Source organism: Brachymonas sp. J145 (assembly GCF_036312245.1).
Lineage (GTDB): Bacteria > Pseudomonadota > Gammaproteobacteria > Burkholderiales > Burkholderiaceae_C > Brachymonas > Brachymonas wangyanguii.
Window position 1 is genome coordinate 23,079 of the sequence record NZ_JAZDCI010000003.1, and the last position, 13,684, is coordinate 36,762.

At 64.9% G+C, this 13,684-nt stretch carries 14 protein-coding genes; all 14 read left to right on the plus strand.

Features of this window, described 5'->3' with window-relative positions; translation table 11 throughout:
- Nucleotides 1–31: 31 nt before the first annotated feature.
- Nucleotides 32–1,276 (plus strand): beta-ketoacyl-ACP synthase II, encoded by a 1,245-nt coding sequence (gene fabF / locus V1261_RS03985; protein ID WP_329770156.1) that lies wholly within the window; start codon nucleotides 32–34, stop codon nucleotides 1,274–1,276.
- 53 nt (nucleotides 1,277–1,329) lie between these two features.
- Nucleotides 1,330–1,866, plus strand: a complete 537-nt coding sequence (locus V1261_RS03990) for a hypothetical protein (RefSeq protein ID WP_329770157.1) — start codon at nucleotides 1,330–1,332, stop codon at nucleotides 1,864–1,866.
- Nucleotides 1,863–2,507 (plus strand): RNA polymerase sigma factor RpoE, encoded by a 645-nt coding sequence (rpoE, locus tag V1261_RS03995; protein ID WP_405198039.1) that lies wholly within the window; start codon nucleotides 1,863–1,865, stop codon nucleotides 2,505–2,507. The genes V1261_RS03990 and rpoE overlap by 4 nt, the downstream gene beginning before the upstream one ends.
- Nucleotides 2,508–2,526: 19 nt before the next feature.
- Complete coding sequence (locus tag V1261_RS04000; RefSeq protein ID WP_329770158.1) at nucleotides 2,527–3,228, plus strand: hypothetical protein; 702 nt, start codon at nucleotides 2,527–2,529, stop codon at nucleotides 3,226–3,228.
- A 13-nt stretch (nucleotides 3,229–3,241) separates the two neighbouring features.
- The gene (locus tag V1261_RS04005; RefSeq protein WP_329770159.1) at nucleotides 3,242–4,300 is read left to right on the plus strand and encodes a MucB/RseB C-terminal domain-containing protein; all 1,059 of its coding nucleotides are present in this window, start codon (nucleotides 3,242–3,244) and stop codon (nucleotides 4,298–4,300) included.
- A 154-nt stretch (nucleotides 4,301–4,454) separates the two neighbouring features.
- Nucleotides 4,455–6,068, plus strand: coding sequence for a DegQ family serine endoprotease (locus V1261_RS04010; protein ID WP_329770160.1), 1,614 nt, complete (start codon nucleotides 4,455–4,457; stop codon nucleotides 6,066–6,068).
- Between the two features lie 217 nt (nucleotides 6,069–6,285).
- Nucleotides 6,286–8,094, plus strand: coding sequence for a translation elongation factor 4 (lepA, locus tag V1261_RS04015; RefSeq protein ID WP_329770161.1), 1,809 nt, complete (start codon nucleotides 6,286–6,288; stop codon nucleotides 8,092–8,094).
- 3 nt (nucleotides 8,095–8,097) lie between these two features.
- Nucleotides 8,098–9,063, plus strand: coding sequence for a signal peptidase I (lepB, locus tag V1261_RS04020; RefSeq protein ID WP_329770162.1), 966 nt, complete (start codon nucleotides 8,098–8,100; stop codon nucleotides 9,061–9,063).
- Between the two features lie 97 nt (nucleotides 9,064–9,160).
- Nucleotides 9,161–9,892, plus strand: coding sequence for a ribonuclease III (gene rnc, locus V1261_RS04025; protein WP_405198061.1), 732 nt, complete (start codon nucleotides 9,161–9,163; stop codon nucleotides 9,890–9,892).
- Nucleotides 9,889–10,926, plus strand: coding sequence for a GTPase Era (gene era, locus V1261_RS04030; protein WP_405198040.1), 1,038 nt, complete (start codon nucleotides 9,889–9,891; stop codon nucleotides 10,924–10,926). The genes rnc and era overlap by 4 nt, the downstream gene beginning before the upstream one ends.
- Nucleotides 10,927–10,953: 27 nt before the next feature.
- A complete protein-coding gene (gene recO / locus V1261_RS04035; RefSeq protein WP_329770164.1) occupies nucleotides 10,954–11,712 on the plus strand; it encodes a DNA repair protein RecO in 759 nt (252 codons plus the stop codon).
- Nucleotides 11,709–12,476 carry a pyridoxine 5'-phosphate synthase gene (locus V1261_RS04040; RefSeq protein WP_329770165.1) on the plus strand — a complete coding sequence of 256 codons (768 nt, stop codon included), beginning with the start codon at nucleotides 11,709–11,711 and terminating at the stop codon, nucleotides 12,474–12,476. Before recO ends, V1261_RS04040 begins: the two co-directional genes overlap by 4 nt.
- On the plus strand, nucleotides 12,473–13,273 hold the full coding sequence (locus V1261_RS04045) for an alpha/beta fold hydrolase (protein WP_329770166.1): 801 nt from the start codon (nucleotides 12,473–12,475) through the stop codon (nucleotides 13,271–13,273). Before V1261_RS04040 ends, V1261_RS04045 begins: the two co-directional genes overlap by 4 nt.
- A complete protein-coding gene (acpS, locus tag V1261_RS04050) occupies nucleotides 13,270–13,677 on the plus strand; it encodes a holo-ACP synthase (RefSeq protein ID WP_329770167.1) in 408 nt (135 codons plus the stop codon). Before V1261_RS04045 ends, acpS begins: the two co-directional genes overlap by 4 nt.
- Nucleotides 13,678–13,684: the final 7 nt, after the last annotated feature.

The following is a 13,684-nucleotide window of genomic DNA, read 5'->3' on the forward strand; positions in this document are numbered from 1 at the left end:
GGCGGTTGCAGGCACTAGCGCGAGAACTGCCATGACCCGTCGTCGTGTCGTGATTACAGGCCTGGGGTGTGTAACGCCCGTGGGCAACACCGTCAGTGAATCCTGGGCCAACCTGCTGGCCGGCCGCTCCGGCATTGGCCGCATCACCCGCTTTGATGCATCTGCCTTTGCCTGCCAGATCGCCGGTGAAGTCAAGGGCTTCGAGCTGGACAAGTACCTGTCCAGCAAGGAAGCACGCACCATGGACACCTTCATCCACTATGGCCTGGCCGCGTCCCAGGAAGCAGTGGAAGATGCCGGCCTGCCGACAGGCGAGGCGCTGTCGCCCGAGCTGGCCGAGCGCATCGGCTGCGTCATGGGCTCCGGCATTGGCGGCCTGCCGCTGATCGAGGACACGCACGCCGAGTACATGCAGCGCGGTCCGCGCCGCATCACGCCGTTCTTCGTGCCGGCTTCCATCACCAACATGGTGGCGGGCCAGGCGTCCATGCGCTTCGGCTTCAAGGGCCCGAACCTGGCCATCGTCACGGCCTGTACCACCGGCCTGCACTGCATCGGCCAGGCGGCACGTCTGATCGAATACGGTGATGCCGACGTGGTGCTGGCTGGCGGTTCCGAATCGACCGTGAGCCCGCTGGGCATTGGCGGTTTCGCTGCCATGCGCGCGCTGTCCACCCGCAACGACGATCCCGAAGCCGCCAGCCGTCCCTGGGACAAGGGCCGTGATGGCTTCGTGCTGGGCGAGGGCGCCGGCATGATGGTGCTGGAAGAGTACGAGCACGCCAAGGCACGCGGCGCCAGGATCTACGCCGAAGTCGCCGGCTTCGGCATGAGCGGTGACGCCGGTCACATGACCGCGCCCAATATGGATGGCCCGCGCCGCGCCATGCTGGCCGCCCTGAACAATGCCGGCATCAACGCCGACCAGGTCGACTACCTGAACGCGCACGGCACGTCCACGCCGCTGGGCGACGTCAACGAGTGCAACGCCATCAAGGCCGCGCTGGGCGACCACGCCTACAAGATGGTGGTCAGTTCCACCAAGAGCATGACTGGCCACCTGCTGGGTGGCGCCGGTGGCGTCGAGAGCGTGTTCACCGCGCTGTCCGTGTACGAGCAGAAAGTGCCGCCCACCATCAACCTGAACGACCAGGATCCGGACTGCGATCTGGACTTCTGCGCCAATACCGCACGCGACCTGAAGATCGACGTGGCCGTGAAGAACAACTTCGGCTTTGGCGGCACTAACGGCACCCTGGTGTTCAAGCGCGTCTGATCGCGCGGCCGGCCTGCTGTGCGCATGTGCGCCGGCAGGCCTGATCGATTCCCATGAGTAGCACCCGACGCCCGCCTGCCATGCAGTATCCGGTCAGCACCGATCCGGCGCTGGCAGCCGGGCTGTTGCTGTTGGGCATGACGGTTGCCAGCGTGTTGGCCAGCTGGCGTCTGGGCTGGCAGAACGCCCCTGATTGGCTGGGTATTGTCTGGGCACTGGCCTGGGCCTGGCTGTTGCTGATGGCCTGGCGTGGCTGGCACTGGTACCGGCGCCTGCCGCAGGGCTGGTTGCACTGGACCGGCGAGCACTGGTCCTTCAAGCCCTTGTCGGCTCCGCGCGGCCAGCAGCAACTGCAGACGGCGCCGATCGACGAACAGAAAGCATCCGACACCCCGCTCCCGCAGGCCTGGCAATGCCGTATCGCACTGGATCTGCAGTGGGGCATGCTGGTGCGCCTGCATGGCGTGCCGCGTGCGCCGGCCCAGTGGCTATGGTTGCGCAATGTCATGGCACCGGCCGACTGGGCGCTGCTGCGCGCCGTGCTGCACTGGTCGCAGCGCAGCCAGCCGGCTGATGGGGAGCGCCGGTGAGCGAATCGGACACCAAGCCGGAGATCGTGCGTACGCCCGAGCAGCAGGTCGACTGGGCGCTGGTGCAACGTACCCTGGCCGGCGACCAGAAGGCCTTTGAACTGCTGGTGATCAAGTACCAGAAGCGCATCGAGCGGCTGGTGGCGCGCATGGTGCGCGACGTGGACCTGATTCCCGATATCACCCAGGAAACCTTTATCCGGGCCTACAAGGCGCTGCACCAGTTTCGTGGCGAAGCGCAGTTCTATACCTGGCTGCACCGGATTGCCATGAATACGGCGCGCAAGGCGCTGCTGGACCTGAAGCGCCAGCCGATCACGGCGACGGCATTGCAGCCGTCCGATGCCGAAGAAGATGAAACTTTCTTGCGCCAGCATGAACCAAGTACGGAAGAAACGCCTGAAGCCCTGCTGGCGGCCAAGGAAATCGCCCAGATGGTGAACCTGGCCATGGAGCAGTTGCCCGAAGATCTGCGCCGCGCCCTGACGCTGCGCGAGATTGATGGCCTGTCCTATGACGAGATTGCCGAACTGATGGATTGTCCGATCGGAACGGTGCGCTCCCGCATCTTCCGTGCCCGCGAAGCGGTGGCAGCCAAGATCCGGCCGCTGCTGGAGCACCGCAGCGGCAAGCGCTGGTAGTCAGGCAAAGGATGGAATCATGACGAGCGAGCGCACCCCAATCATTTCTGCTTCCCTGCCGGAAACGGCCACCATGGCCCAGGCCTTGTCGGCCTGGATGGATGGCGAGCCGCTGCCTGACGGCGTGGACGAAACGCTGTTGCTGGACTGGCTGGGCACGCAGGAGGAAGGACGCGACTGCTGGGACTGCTGGCAGCAGCTGGGCGAACAGCTGCGCCATGACGAGATCTCGCAATCGCCTGGCGATAGCGTTGGTGGCAGCGCCTGGATGCAGCAGCTGCAGCAGACATTGGCACAGACGGAAGCCTGCAGCCTGCAGGAAGATGTGCTGCAACAGGAGCAACCGTACAAGGTCACGCCGCCGGCCCTGCCCAGGATGGACTCCGTGCGCATGCTGCCGCGCAAGGCCGCGAACGAGGGCGTCTGGCGCTGGAAGCTGGCAGCCGGCTTTGCCTCGGTGCTGGCGGTGGCCGCGCTGGGCTGGAACCTGGTCGGCCTGCAGCAGCACGACCCAGCCAATGCCCAGGGGCAAGTGCTGGCTGCGGTCCAGATGCCGCCGCCTGCCGTGGTGGCCACGGCACCGGCCGCATTGCCGGCTGACCCGCTGCAGGAGGCGCTGGACCAGGACACCCAGGCCATGCTGCAGGCGCATGCCCAGTTTGGCGACTATGCGCTGCTGGGCGATGGCGCCAGCATGAGCACGGTCAGCTATACGCAGTGAGCAGGAGGGGGTGATGGTCACACGTCGTACCGCGATCGGCACACTGGCGCTGGGCAGCCTGCCGCTATCAGCCGGGCTGTGGGCCTGGTCGGCACAGGCCGATGCGGCCCAGGATCGTTCCAGCCTGCAATGGCTGCAGCGCTGGCAGCAGGCCGCAGCCAGCAACAGTTTTGCCGGCACCATGGCGGTGTCCGGCCCGAATGGCAATCTGCGCAGCGCGCGTGTCTGGCATGCGGTGCAGGGTGGTCGCCAGATCGAGCGGGTCGACAACCTGGCCGGCCATTCGCGCAGCATGTTCCGCACCGACAGCGGTTCGCGTGTCTTCCTGCATGATCAGAAACTGGTGCGGGTGCAGTCGAACCTGCCGCGTGGCGGCATGATGTTCCCCGGCATGCAACCCTTGCCGGCAGCGCAGCAGGCCCAGGGCGCGGCGCGTTATCAGGCGCGCCAGCTGGGCCAGGAGCGCGTGGCCAACCACACGGCCGATATCGTCGGCTTTCTGCCGCAAGATGGCTTGCGTCACGGTTTCCGGTTCTGGAGCGAGCAGAAATCCGGCTTGCTGCTGAAGTGGCAGCTGCTGGAGTTGCCGGCGGGTGCCACCGATTTCCAGCGTGCACGCATGTTGCGCGAGGTCGCCTTCTCCGACTTGCAGATCCAGGCACCCTTGCAATACGCCACGCTGCAACAGATGATGGAGCAGACCAAGGGCTACCGCGTCGAGCAGCAGGCATTGCAGACGACTACGCCGCAGCAGCAGGGCTGGAGCCTGCGGTCACTGCCGGGCTATGCGATCACGCATTGCTATCTGCGGCCGCCGCTGCGTGACAAGGGGCAGCCGCAAGCAGGCCTGGGCGGCAAGGTGACGCAGTGCGTGCTCTCCGATGGCCTGTCCAGCATCTCGTTGTTCCTGCAGGCGGCGGAAGCTGGCAAGGGCCAACAGCCGGCTGCGCGTGGTGCCACGCGCTTTGTCTCGCGCAGCTACCCGGGCGGGCAACTGGCCACGGCCATGGGCGAGGTGCCGGCAGCGGCGCTGCAGGCGCTGCTGGACGGTCTGGCACGTAGCAAACCGTGACAGTGGCGGCGTTGAATCTGCCGCAGCCGACCGCATCTGTGGCGGAGTATTTCATGTGTGGCCGCACTGCCGTGGGCAGGGCGGTCATGGCGATCCGGTGCCTGCAGGCCGCACGCGTCTGCAGGGCCACATAGAGCTTTCGAGGAGAAATGTCATGCAGCGATTCCACGGTACCGAAACCCCTGCCCAGGCGGCAGCCGGCAAGCGCTGGCCCGGCTTGGCACGCCAGGCGCTGAGCGCCGGTGTGGCGCTGACGCTGCTGGGCTGCAACTACCAGGCGTCGGCGCAACAGTCGGGCCAGTCGGCCAGCGAAGCGGCTCCGGCCGTGGTGGTGGCACCCCCGGCACCGGCGGCTTCCACGCTGCAGGCACCGCCACTGGTCACCGGCCTGCCCAATTTCGCGCCGCTGGTCGAGCGTGTCGGGCCATCAGTAGTAAATATCCGCGCCATGGAAAAGGTGCGTAGCGCACGCAGCGGAGCCGTACCCGGCTCGCCGGAAGCGCAGATGGAAGAGTTGCTGCGCCGCTTCTTCGGTATCGAGATCCCGAACATGCCGCGTGGAGGTGGTGGTGCGCAGCCGGCCCCGGACAGCGGACGCGAGCGCCAGGCTGGTATCGGTTCCGGCTTCATCATTTCGCCTGACGGCTACATCATGACCAACGCCCACGTGGTGGAGGGGGCCGACAACCTGATCGTGACGCTGCCGGACAAGCGCGAATTCAGCGCCAAGGTGGTTGGCCAGGACAAGCGCACCGATGTCGCCGTGGTGAAGATTGACGGTACCGGTTTGCCGGCGGTGCAGATCGGCAACGTGGAACAGCTGCGCGTGGGTGACTGGGTGCTGGCGATCGGCTCCCCCTTTGGCCTGGAAAACTCGGTCACGGCCGGCATCGTCAGTGCCAAGCAGCGCGATACCGGCGACTACCTGCCGTTCATCCAGACTGACGTCGCGATCAACCCGGGCAACTCCGGCGGCCCCTTGATCAACATGGCCGGCCAGGTGGTCGGCATCAACAGCCAGATCTATTCCCGCTCCGGAGGTTTCATGGGCATTTCCTTCTCGATTCCGATCGACGAGGCAATGCGCATTGCCGACCAGCTGCGCCAGACCGGTACCGTGACTCGTGGCCGTATCGGCGTGATGATTGGCGATGTGGACCGTGAAGTGGCCAGTTCGCTCGGCCTGCCGGCCAACCAGCAGGGCGCGCTGGTGCGCAATGTCGAAGCCGATTCGCCGGCAGCCAAGGCGGGCGTGCAGCAGGGCGACATCATCACGCGCTTTGACGGCAAGACCATCGAGAAGACGGCCGACCTGCCGCGCCTGGTCGGCGAGACCAAGCCCGGCACGCGCGCCAGCATCACCGTGTTGCGCAACGGCAGCACGCAGGACCTGACGCTGACGGTGGAAAAGGCCGAGGAGGCCGGTACGCCACGTGGCCTGCTGGGTGGCGCGGAGCCGAAGGCCGATAGCGCAGCCACGGCGGTGGCGGCTTTGGGCATGAGCGTGAGCGAGCTCACGTCGGCACAACGCCAGCAGCTGCGTGGCCGTCCCGGCGTGGCGGTCAGCAGCGTGACGGATGGCGGCCCGGCAGCACGCACTGGCTTGCGCGCCGGCGACCTGATCCTGTCGGTGGGGCGCCAGTCGGTGGACAGCGTGGAGAGCTTCTCGCGCGCCGTCTCGGCCCTGCCGCAAAACCACCCGGTCAGCGTGCTCTACGTGCGTGATGGCTATGCCCAGTACGGCATGATCCGCCCGCAGGCGCGCTGATGCGAGGCTTGCGCACAGTCGGGTGGGCAGAGTGCCACAAAAACGCTAAAATAGTGCGTTCTGGCTAACGCAGCCTGCAGTCGCCGGCTTGTCCACCCTGGGCAGCCGGCGCTTTTTGTCGCCCGCGGGACATGTCTTGCGCTCCGCACGGGGCAAATCATCGGCATCCGGGCACGCTGGCCCGACATGGCCCATCGCCTTTCTAGACCCAGTTTTCATGAAGCATATCCGCAACTTTTCCATCATTGCGCACATCGACCATGGCAAGTCGACCCTGGCCGACCGCCTGATTTCGCGCTGCGGTGGCCTGTCCGACCGCGAGATGAGTGAGCAGGTGCTCGACTCGATGGACATCGAGAAGGAGCGCGGCATCACCATCAAGGCGCAGACCGCCGCGTTGCAATACAAGGCGCAGGATGGCCAGATCTACAACCTGAACCTGATTGATACCCCCGGCCACGTCGACTTTTCCTACGAGGTGAGCCGTTCCCTGAGCGCCTGTGAGGGTGCGCTGCTGGTGGTGGACGCCAGCCAGGGGGTGGAGGCGCAGACCGTGGCCAACTGCTATACCGCGCTGGATCTGGGCGTGGAAGTGCTGCCGGTGCTCAACAAGATGGACCTGCCCCAGGCCGATCCCGACAACGCCAAGGCCGAAGTCGAGGACGTGATCGGCATCGATGCCAGCGACGCGATTCCATGTTCGGCCAAGACTGGCCTGGGCATTGACGAAATCCTCGAAATGATCGTCGCCAAGGTGCCGCCGCCGCGTGGCGAGCCGGATGCACCGCTGCGCGCCATGATCATCGACAGCTGGTTTGACGCCTATGTCGGCGTGGTGATGCTGGTGCGCGTGGTCGATGGCCAGCTGCGCAAGGGCGAACGTTTCAAGATGATGGCTTCCAACGCTGCCTACGATGCCAACAACATCGGCGTGTTCACGCCGGCGCAGGAGCCACGCGAGACGCTGAATGCGGGCGAGGTGGGTTATATCATCGCCGGCATCAAGGAGCTGAAGGCGGCCAAGGTGGGTGACACCATCACGCTGGAGAAAAAGCTGCCGAACAACCTGGGCCCGGCCGAGCAAGCGCTGCCTGGCTTCAAGGAAGTGCAGCCGCAGGTGTTTGCCGGCCTCTATCCGACCGAAGCCAGCCAGTACGATGCGCTGCGTGACAGCCTGGAAAAGCTGCAGCTCAACGACGCCTCGTTGCACTACGAGCCCGAGGTATCACAGGCGCTGGGCTTTGGTTTCCGCTGCGGCTTCCTGGGCCTGCTGCACATGGAAATCGTGCAGGAACGCCTGGAACGCGAATTCGACATGGACCTGATCACCACCGCGCCCAGCGTGGTGTACGAGGTGGTCAAGGGCGATGGCGAGGTGATCCAGGTCGAGAACCCGTCCAAGATGCCCGATGCCGGCCGCATCCAGGAGGTGCGCGAGCCGATCGTGACGGTGCACCTGTACATGCCGCAGGACTATGTGGGCCCGGTGATGACGCTGTGCAACCAGAAGCGCGGCGTGCAGCTGAACATGCAGTACCACGGCCGCCAGGTCATGCTGACCTACGACCTGCCGCTGGGCGAGATCGTGCTGGACTTCTTCGACAAGCTCAAGTCGGTCAGCCGTGGCTACGCCAGCATGGACTACGAATTCAAGGAAAACCGCCCGTCCGACGTGGTGAAGGTGGACATCCTGCTCAACGGCGAGAAGGTCGATGCGCTGTCCATTATCGTGCACCGTACGCAGGCGCAGTACCGCGGCCGTGCCGTGGTGGCCAAGATGCGCGAGATCATCAGCCGCCAGCAGTTCGACGTGGCGATCCAGGCTGCCATCGGTGGCAACATCATCGCGCGTGAAACCGTGAAGGCGCTGCGCAAGAACGTGCTGGCCAAGTGTTACGGCGGCGACATCTCGCGCAAGCGCAAGCTGCTCGAAAAGCAGAAGGCGGGCAAGAAGCGCATGAAACAGATTGGTTCGGTCGAGGTGCCGCAAGAAGCGTTCCTGGCCATTTTGCAAGTGGAAGACTGACACATGCCATTCATTACTGCACTGGTACTCGGGGGCTTCGTGGCCTATATGGCGGCCTGGTTCCTGGGCTACCTGGAAGGCAATATGGCCTTGCTGCTGTTCGTTGCCTCGGTCGTGACCGGCCTGTACTGGCTGGCCGAGAAGATCTGGTTCAAGCCGCATCGCCGCCAGGCCGCGCTGGCTTTCGAGCAGGCGCAGGACAAGCGCCAGGCCGAGCTGGCCGCGCAAGGTGTCAAGGCCGATGCCATCGATGTGCGCAGCACCAAGGCGCGCCTGATGGAGCAGCCCTGGTGGCTGGACTGGACGGCCGGCCTGTTCCCGGTGATCCTGCTGGTGTTCCTGCTGCGCTCGTTTGCCTTCGAGCCGTTCCGCATTCCGTCCGGTTCCATGATCCCGACGCTGATGATCGGTGACCTGATCCTGGTCAACAAGTACGAATGGGGCATGCGCCTGCCGGTGCTCAACAGCAAGATCACTGCCGGTACGCCGGTGCAGCGCGGCGAGGTCATGGTGTTCCACTACCCGCCCAAGCCGAGCACCGACTACATCAAGCGCGTGGTGGGCCTGCCGGGCGATACCGTGGCCTATATCAACAAGCGCCTGACGATCAACGGCAAGGAGATCACGCAGACGCAGCAGGCTGATTTCCTCGACCAGAGCACGATGCGCTACCACCAGCTGTTCGACGAGCAGATTGGTACGCACCAGCACCAGATCCTGATCGATGACAGCCGTCCCTCCGGCATCCCGGTGCTGGCCGACTTCCCGCAGAGCGAGAACTGCAACTACAGCGTGGACGGCGTGACCTGCAAGGTGCCCGAAGGCCATTACTTCGTGCTGGGCGACAACCGCGACAACTCGCTTGATTCCCGCTTCTGGGGCTTTGTGCCGGATGACCATGTGGTCGGCAAGGCGGTGGCGGTGTGGATGAACTTTGGCGATTTCAATCGCATTGGCAAGATCCAGTAAGCATGGTGTTGCCCGATGACCTGCCCCTGCGCTCGGCGAACCGATGTCCGGCCGGGCGGGTTGTCTGCCTTTTCCCGATATGAGTCCTGCTGAATCCCTGACCCCCCTGCAACAGCTGGCACAACGGCTGCAGCACGATTTTGCCCAGCCGGCCTTGCTGCAGCGTGCCCTGACACACCGCAGCTTTTCTGCCGACCACAACGAGCGCCTGGAATTTCTGGGCGATTCGGTGCTTGGCCTGGCGATTTCCAGCCTGCTGTTCGAGCGCCTGAAGGCATCGCCCGAAGGCGACCTGTCACGCATCCGCGCCAACCTGGTCAAGCAGGACAGCCTGCACCAGCTGGCACTGCAACTGAAGCTGGCGAACTGCCTGCGGCTGGGCGAGGGCGAGCTGCGCTCCGGTGGCCTGAAACGCCCGTCGATCCTGGCCGATGCCTTCGAAGCCATCATTGGCGCCATCTACCTGGACGCCGGTTATCTGGCGGCCGAAACCCTGGTGCATCGCCTGTTTGCCGATGTCGACCTGAGCCAGAACCAGTCCGTCACCGCCAAGGATGCCAAGACCTCCTTGCAGGAATGGCTGCAGGCGCGCAAGATGAAGGTCCCCACGTATGATGTGGCTGGTATCGAGGGCGAGGCGCATAGCCAGACCTTCCTGGTCGATTGCCAGATTCCGGCACTGCAGATCAGCCAGCGTGGCCAGGGCCGTTCCCGCCGCGCTGCCGAGCAGGATGCCGCCAGCCGCGTGCTGGTGCTGCTGCAACAACAGCAGGCCGCCGCTGCGGCCAAGCCGCGCCGCCCCTTACTTTCTACCCGGAAACCGACATGAGTTCTTCTTCCCCGACCGATCCCAAGCCTGCCGCCGCTGCACTGGATGCCGATACCGAGGCCCAGCTGCAGCGCCTGCTGGGCAAGGAACCGCTGGCACCGGCACAGCCGGGCAGCCAGCCGGGTGCTTCCGACCCGGAGCAGCAGCGTTGCGGCATGGTGGCCATCGTCGGCAAGCCCAACGTTGGCAAGTCCACGCTGCTGAATGCGCTGGTCGGCCAGAAAATCAGCATCACCTCGCGCAAGGCGCAGACCACGCGCCACCGCATCACCGGCATCCGCACGCGCGGCGACGACCAGTTCGTGTTTGTCGATACCCCGGGTTTCCAGACGCGCCACGGCAATGCGCTGAACAAGTCGCTGAACAAGGCCGTGACCGGCGCCGTCTCTGACGTGCAGGTGGTGCTGTTCGTGGTCGAGGCTGGCAGCTTCAGTCTGGCCGATGCCAAGGTGCTGTCGCTGTTGCCGACCGATGTACCGGTGCTGCTGGTGGCCAACAAGCTGGATACCGTGCACCGCCGCAGCGAAATCGCGCCCTGGCTGCGCGACATGCAGGAGCGCCATCCGTTTGCCGAATTCGTGCCGATGTCGGCCAAGAATTCCCGCGATATCGAGCGCCTGCTCGACATCGTGGCCAAATATCTGCCGCAACAGCCCTGGTGGCATGACGAAGCCGAGCTGACCGACAAGAGCGAGCGCTTCCTGGCCAGCGAGATCGTGCGTGAAAAGCTGTTCCGCCTGACGGGTGACGAGCTGCCCTATACCTCGACCGTGGTGATCGACCAGTTCCAGGAGGAGCCGGGCAAGGCGGCTGCACGCATGGTGCGCATTGCCGCCACCATCGTGGTGGAGCGCGATGGCCACAAGGCGATGGTGATTGGCGACAAGGGCGAGCGCATCAAGCGCATCGGCACCGAGGCGCGCCAGGAGCTGGAGCGCCTGATGGATGCCAAGGTGTTCCTGGAGCTGTGGGTCAAGGTGCGTTCCGGCTGGGCCGACGACGAAGCGCGCGTGCGCTCCTTCGGTTACGAGTAAGCCCATGCGGCGGCCCCTGGAGGCAGCATGAAACGCGTGGCGCATGAGCCGGCTTTCGTGCTGCATCACTATGACTGGAGCGAAAGCAGCCTGATCCTGGAGGTGTTCACGCGCCACCATGGCCGCACCGCGCTGATGGCGCGTGGCGCGAAAAAGCCCAGTTCGAATTTCCGGCCGGTGCTGCTGCCGCTGCAGCCCTTGCACCTGAGCTTTGGCGGCGATGCCGATATCCGCATGCTGCGTTCGGCCGAATGGATCGGCGGCCATATCATGCCGACCGGGGAACGCCTGCTGTCGGGCTATTATCTGAATGAATTGCTGCTGCGCATGCTGGCACGGGATGATCCGCATCCGGCGCTGTTCGATGTCTATGCGCGCGCACTGGCGCTGATGGCGTCCGACCATGCCGGCGAATGGCTGGAAGCGGTGCTGCGCGCCTTCGAACTGACGCTGCTGCGCGAAGTCGGCCTGTTGCCGGCGCTCGATGTGCAGACACTGACGCACCAGCCGCTGCAAGCCGACCGGCACTATGTGCTGCTGGCGCACAGCGGCCTGCGGCTGGCACAGCCGGAAGAACGGCGCCAGGCACTGGCCGCGTCGCACTGGCTGGCGCTGGAGCAGGCGATGCAGGGTGAGCAGTCGCTGCAGGCGGTGATGCAGCTGTGCATGGCACAGCGTGACGTGGCGCAGGGCCTGAAACAGCAGCTGCGTGGCGTGCTGCATGCCCATTGTGGCGTGGAGATGTTGCGTACGCGCAAGATGATGATGGAGTTGCAGAAACTATGAATCCAACCGGAACCACCCAGCTGTCGGTAAACGTGAACAAGGTGGCCTTGCTGCGCAATACGCGCCATCTGGGCATTCCCAGCGTCACGCGTGCGGCGGCCCTGTGCCTGCAGGCCGGCGCCGATGGCATCACCATCCACCCGCGTCCGGATGAGCGCCATATCCGCAGCAGCGATGTGCAGGAACTGGCCGATCTGATGCAGAACTGGCCGCAGCAGGAATTCAATATCGAGGGTAATCCGACCCAGAACCTGATGGATTTCATCCGCCAGACGCGTCCGCACCAGGCCACTTTCGTGCCTGATAGCGAAGACCAGTTCACCAGCGACCATGGCTGGGATCTGCAAGATGTCAGTGTGCGCGATCGCCTGCGTCCGCTGATCGAGGAGTGCCATGGGCTGGGCGTGCGTGTCAGCCTGTTCATGGATGCCGAGCCGGCGCTGATGCCGCTGGCACGTGAAGTCGGTGCGGACCGCATCGAGCTGTATACCGAGCCCTATGCCGCCGCCTGGGGTACGGATCAGCAGCAGCAACAGCTGCAGCGTTTTGCCGCTGCCGCGCAGGCCGCACTCGACGCCGGCCTGGGCGTGAATGCCGGCCATGACCTGAACCGGGACAACCTGATCGACTTTGCCCGTACCGTACCAGGCCTGCAGGAAGTCTCGATTGGCCACGCCCTGATCGCCGATGCGCTGGAGCTGGGCTACGCGTCAACGGTGGAAGCCTATCTGCAATGCCTGCGCGCCGCAGGCCGCCACGCATGAATACCGACAACATCCTTCTGAACAACGGCGCCCGCATCCATGCCGAGGCGCTGCAACCAGCTGATGCCAGCCAGGCCGCCAGCCGACCGGTGCTGGTGTTCCTGCACGAGGGCCTGGGCAGCACGCGCATGTGGAAGGGCTTTCCGCAAGCCCTGTGCGATGCCGCCGGCTGCGACGGCCTGCTGTTTGACCGCCAGGGCCATGGCCAGTCCGATCCGCAACAGCAGCCGCGCACCATCCACTACCTGCATCGCTATGCACTGGAAGAACTGCCGCAGGTACTGGCGCAAGCGATTCCCGATCGTGACTACGTGACCATCGGCCATTCCGATGGCGGCAGCATCGGCCTGTTGCACGCGGCCGAACAGCCTGAACGCCTGCGTGGCCTGATCACGCTGGCCGCCCACATCTACGTGGAAGAGGTGACGCTGCAGGGTATCCGCGAGGCGCGTGTGGCCTGGGACGCCGGCAAGCTGTCGCGCGGCCTGGCGCGCTACCATGGCGCAGACCGCGTCGAAACGGTGTTCATGGCCTGGAACGCGACCTGGCAGCTGCCGGCGTTTGCCCACTGGAACTTGGCCTATGCCTTGCCCGCTGTTCAAGTGCCCACCTGCGTGATGCAGGGCGCTGGCGACCAGTACGCCACGGTGCAGCACATGCACGATATCGCCGCCGGCATTCCGGGCGCCACTGATCTATTGCTGCCCGATTGCGGCCATTCGCCGCATCTGGAGAATCCTGAGGTCACGCAACAGGCGATGCTGCAGGTGCTGCAGGACTGGGGTGTACTCGCATGATTTACGGCATCGGCACCGACCTGTGCGATATCCGCCGCATCCGTGCCACGCTGGAGCGGCGCGGCGAGCGCTTTGCCGAAACCGTACTCGGCCCGAGCGAGCTGCAGGTCTACCGCCAGCGCAGCGCGCGCTGGGCCGATCGTGGTGTCAGCTATCTGGCCACGCGCTTTTCCGCCAAGGAAGCCTTCAGCAAGGCGATTGGCATGGGCATGCGCATGCCCATGCACTGGCGCCGTTGCGAGATCCTGAATGCGCCCAGCGGCCAGCCGCAGATCGTGCTGCACGGTGACCTGGACCGCTGGTTCCGCGAACGCCGCCTGCACGCCCATGTCAGCGTCACCGACGAGGCCGAGCAGGCCTCCAGTTTTGTCATCGTCGAGTATCTGCCCGATTCCGACTCCTGATTTCTTA

Excerpts from the sequence above, each read along its gene's own strand:
- fabF (WP_329770156.1), top strand. The coding sequence starts at position 32 with ATGACCCGTCGTCGTGTCGTGATTACAGGCCTGGGGTGTGTAACGCCC.
- V1261_RS03990 (WP_329770157.1), top strand. The coding sequence starts at position 1,330 with ATGAGTAGCACCCGACGCCCGCCTGCCATGCAGTATCCGGTCAGCACC.
- V1261_RS04000 (WP_329770158.1), top strand. The coding sequence starts at position 2,527 with ATGACGAGCGAGCGCACCCCAATCATTTCTGCTTCCCTGCCGGAAACG.
- V1261_RS04005 (WP_329770159.1), top strand. The coding sequence starts at position 3,242 with ATGGTCACACGTCGTACCGCGATCGGCACACTGGCGCTGGGCAGCCTG.
- V1261_RS04010 (WP_329770160.1), top strand. The coding sequence starts at position 4,455 with ATGCAGCGATTCCACGGTACCGAAACCCCTGCCCAGGCGGCAGCCGGC.
- lepA (WP_329770161.1), top strand. The coding sequence starts at position 6,286 with ATGAAGCATATCCGCAACTTTTCCATCATTGCGCACATCGACCATGGC.
- lepB (WP_329770162.1), top strand. The coding sequence starts at position 8,098 with ATGCCATTCATTACTGCACTGGTACTCGGGGGCTTCGTGGCCTATATG.
- era (WP_405198040.1), top strand. The coding sequence starts at position 9,889 with ATGAGTTCTTCTTCCCCGACCGATCCCAAGCCTGCCGCCGCTGCACTG.
- recO (WP_329770164.1), top strand. The coding sequence starts at position 10,954 with ATGAAACGCGTGGCGCATGAGCCGGCTTTCGTGCTGCATCACTATGAC.
- V1261_RS04040 (WP_329770165.1), top strand. The coding sequence starts at position 11,709 with ATGAATCCAACCGGAACCACCCAGCTGTCGGTAAACGTGAACAAGGTG.
- V1261_RS04045 (WP_329770166.1), top strand. The coding sequence starts at position 12,473 with ATGAATACCGACAACATCCTTCTGAACAACGGCGCCCGCATCCATGCC.
- acpS (WP_329770167.1), top strand. The coding sequence starts at position 13,270 with ATGATTTACGGCATCGGCACCGACCTGTGCGATATCCGCCGCATCCGT.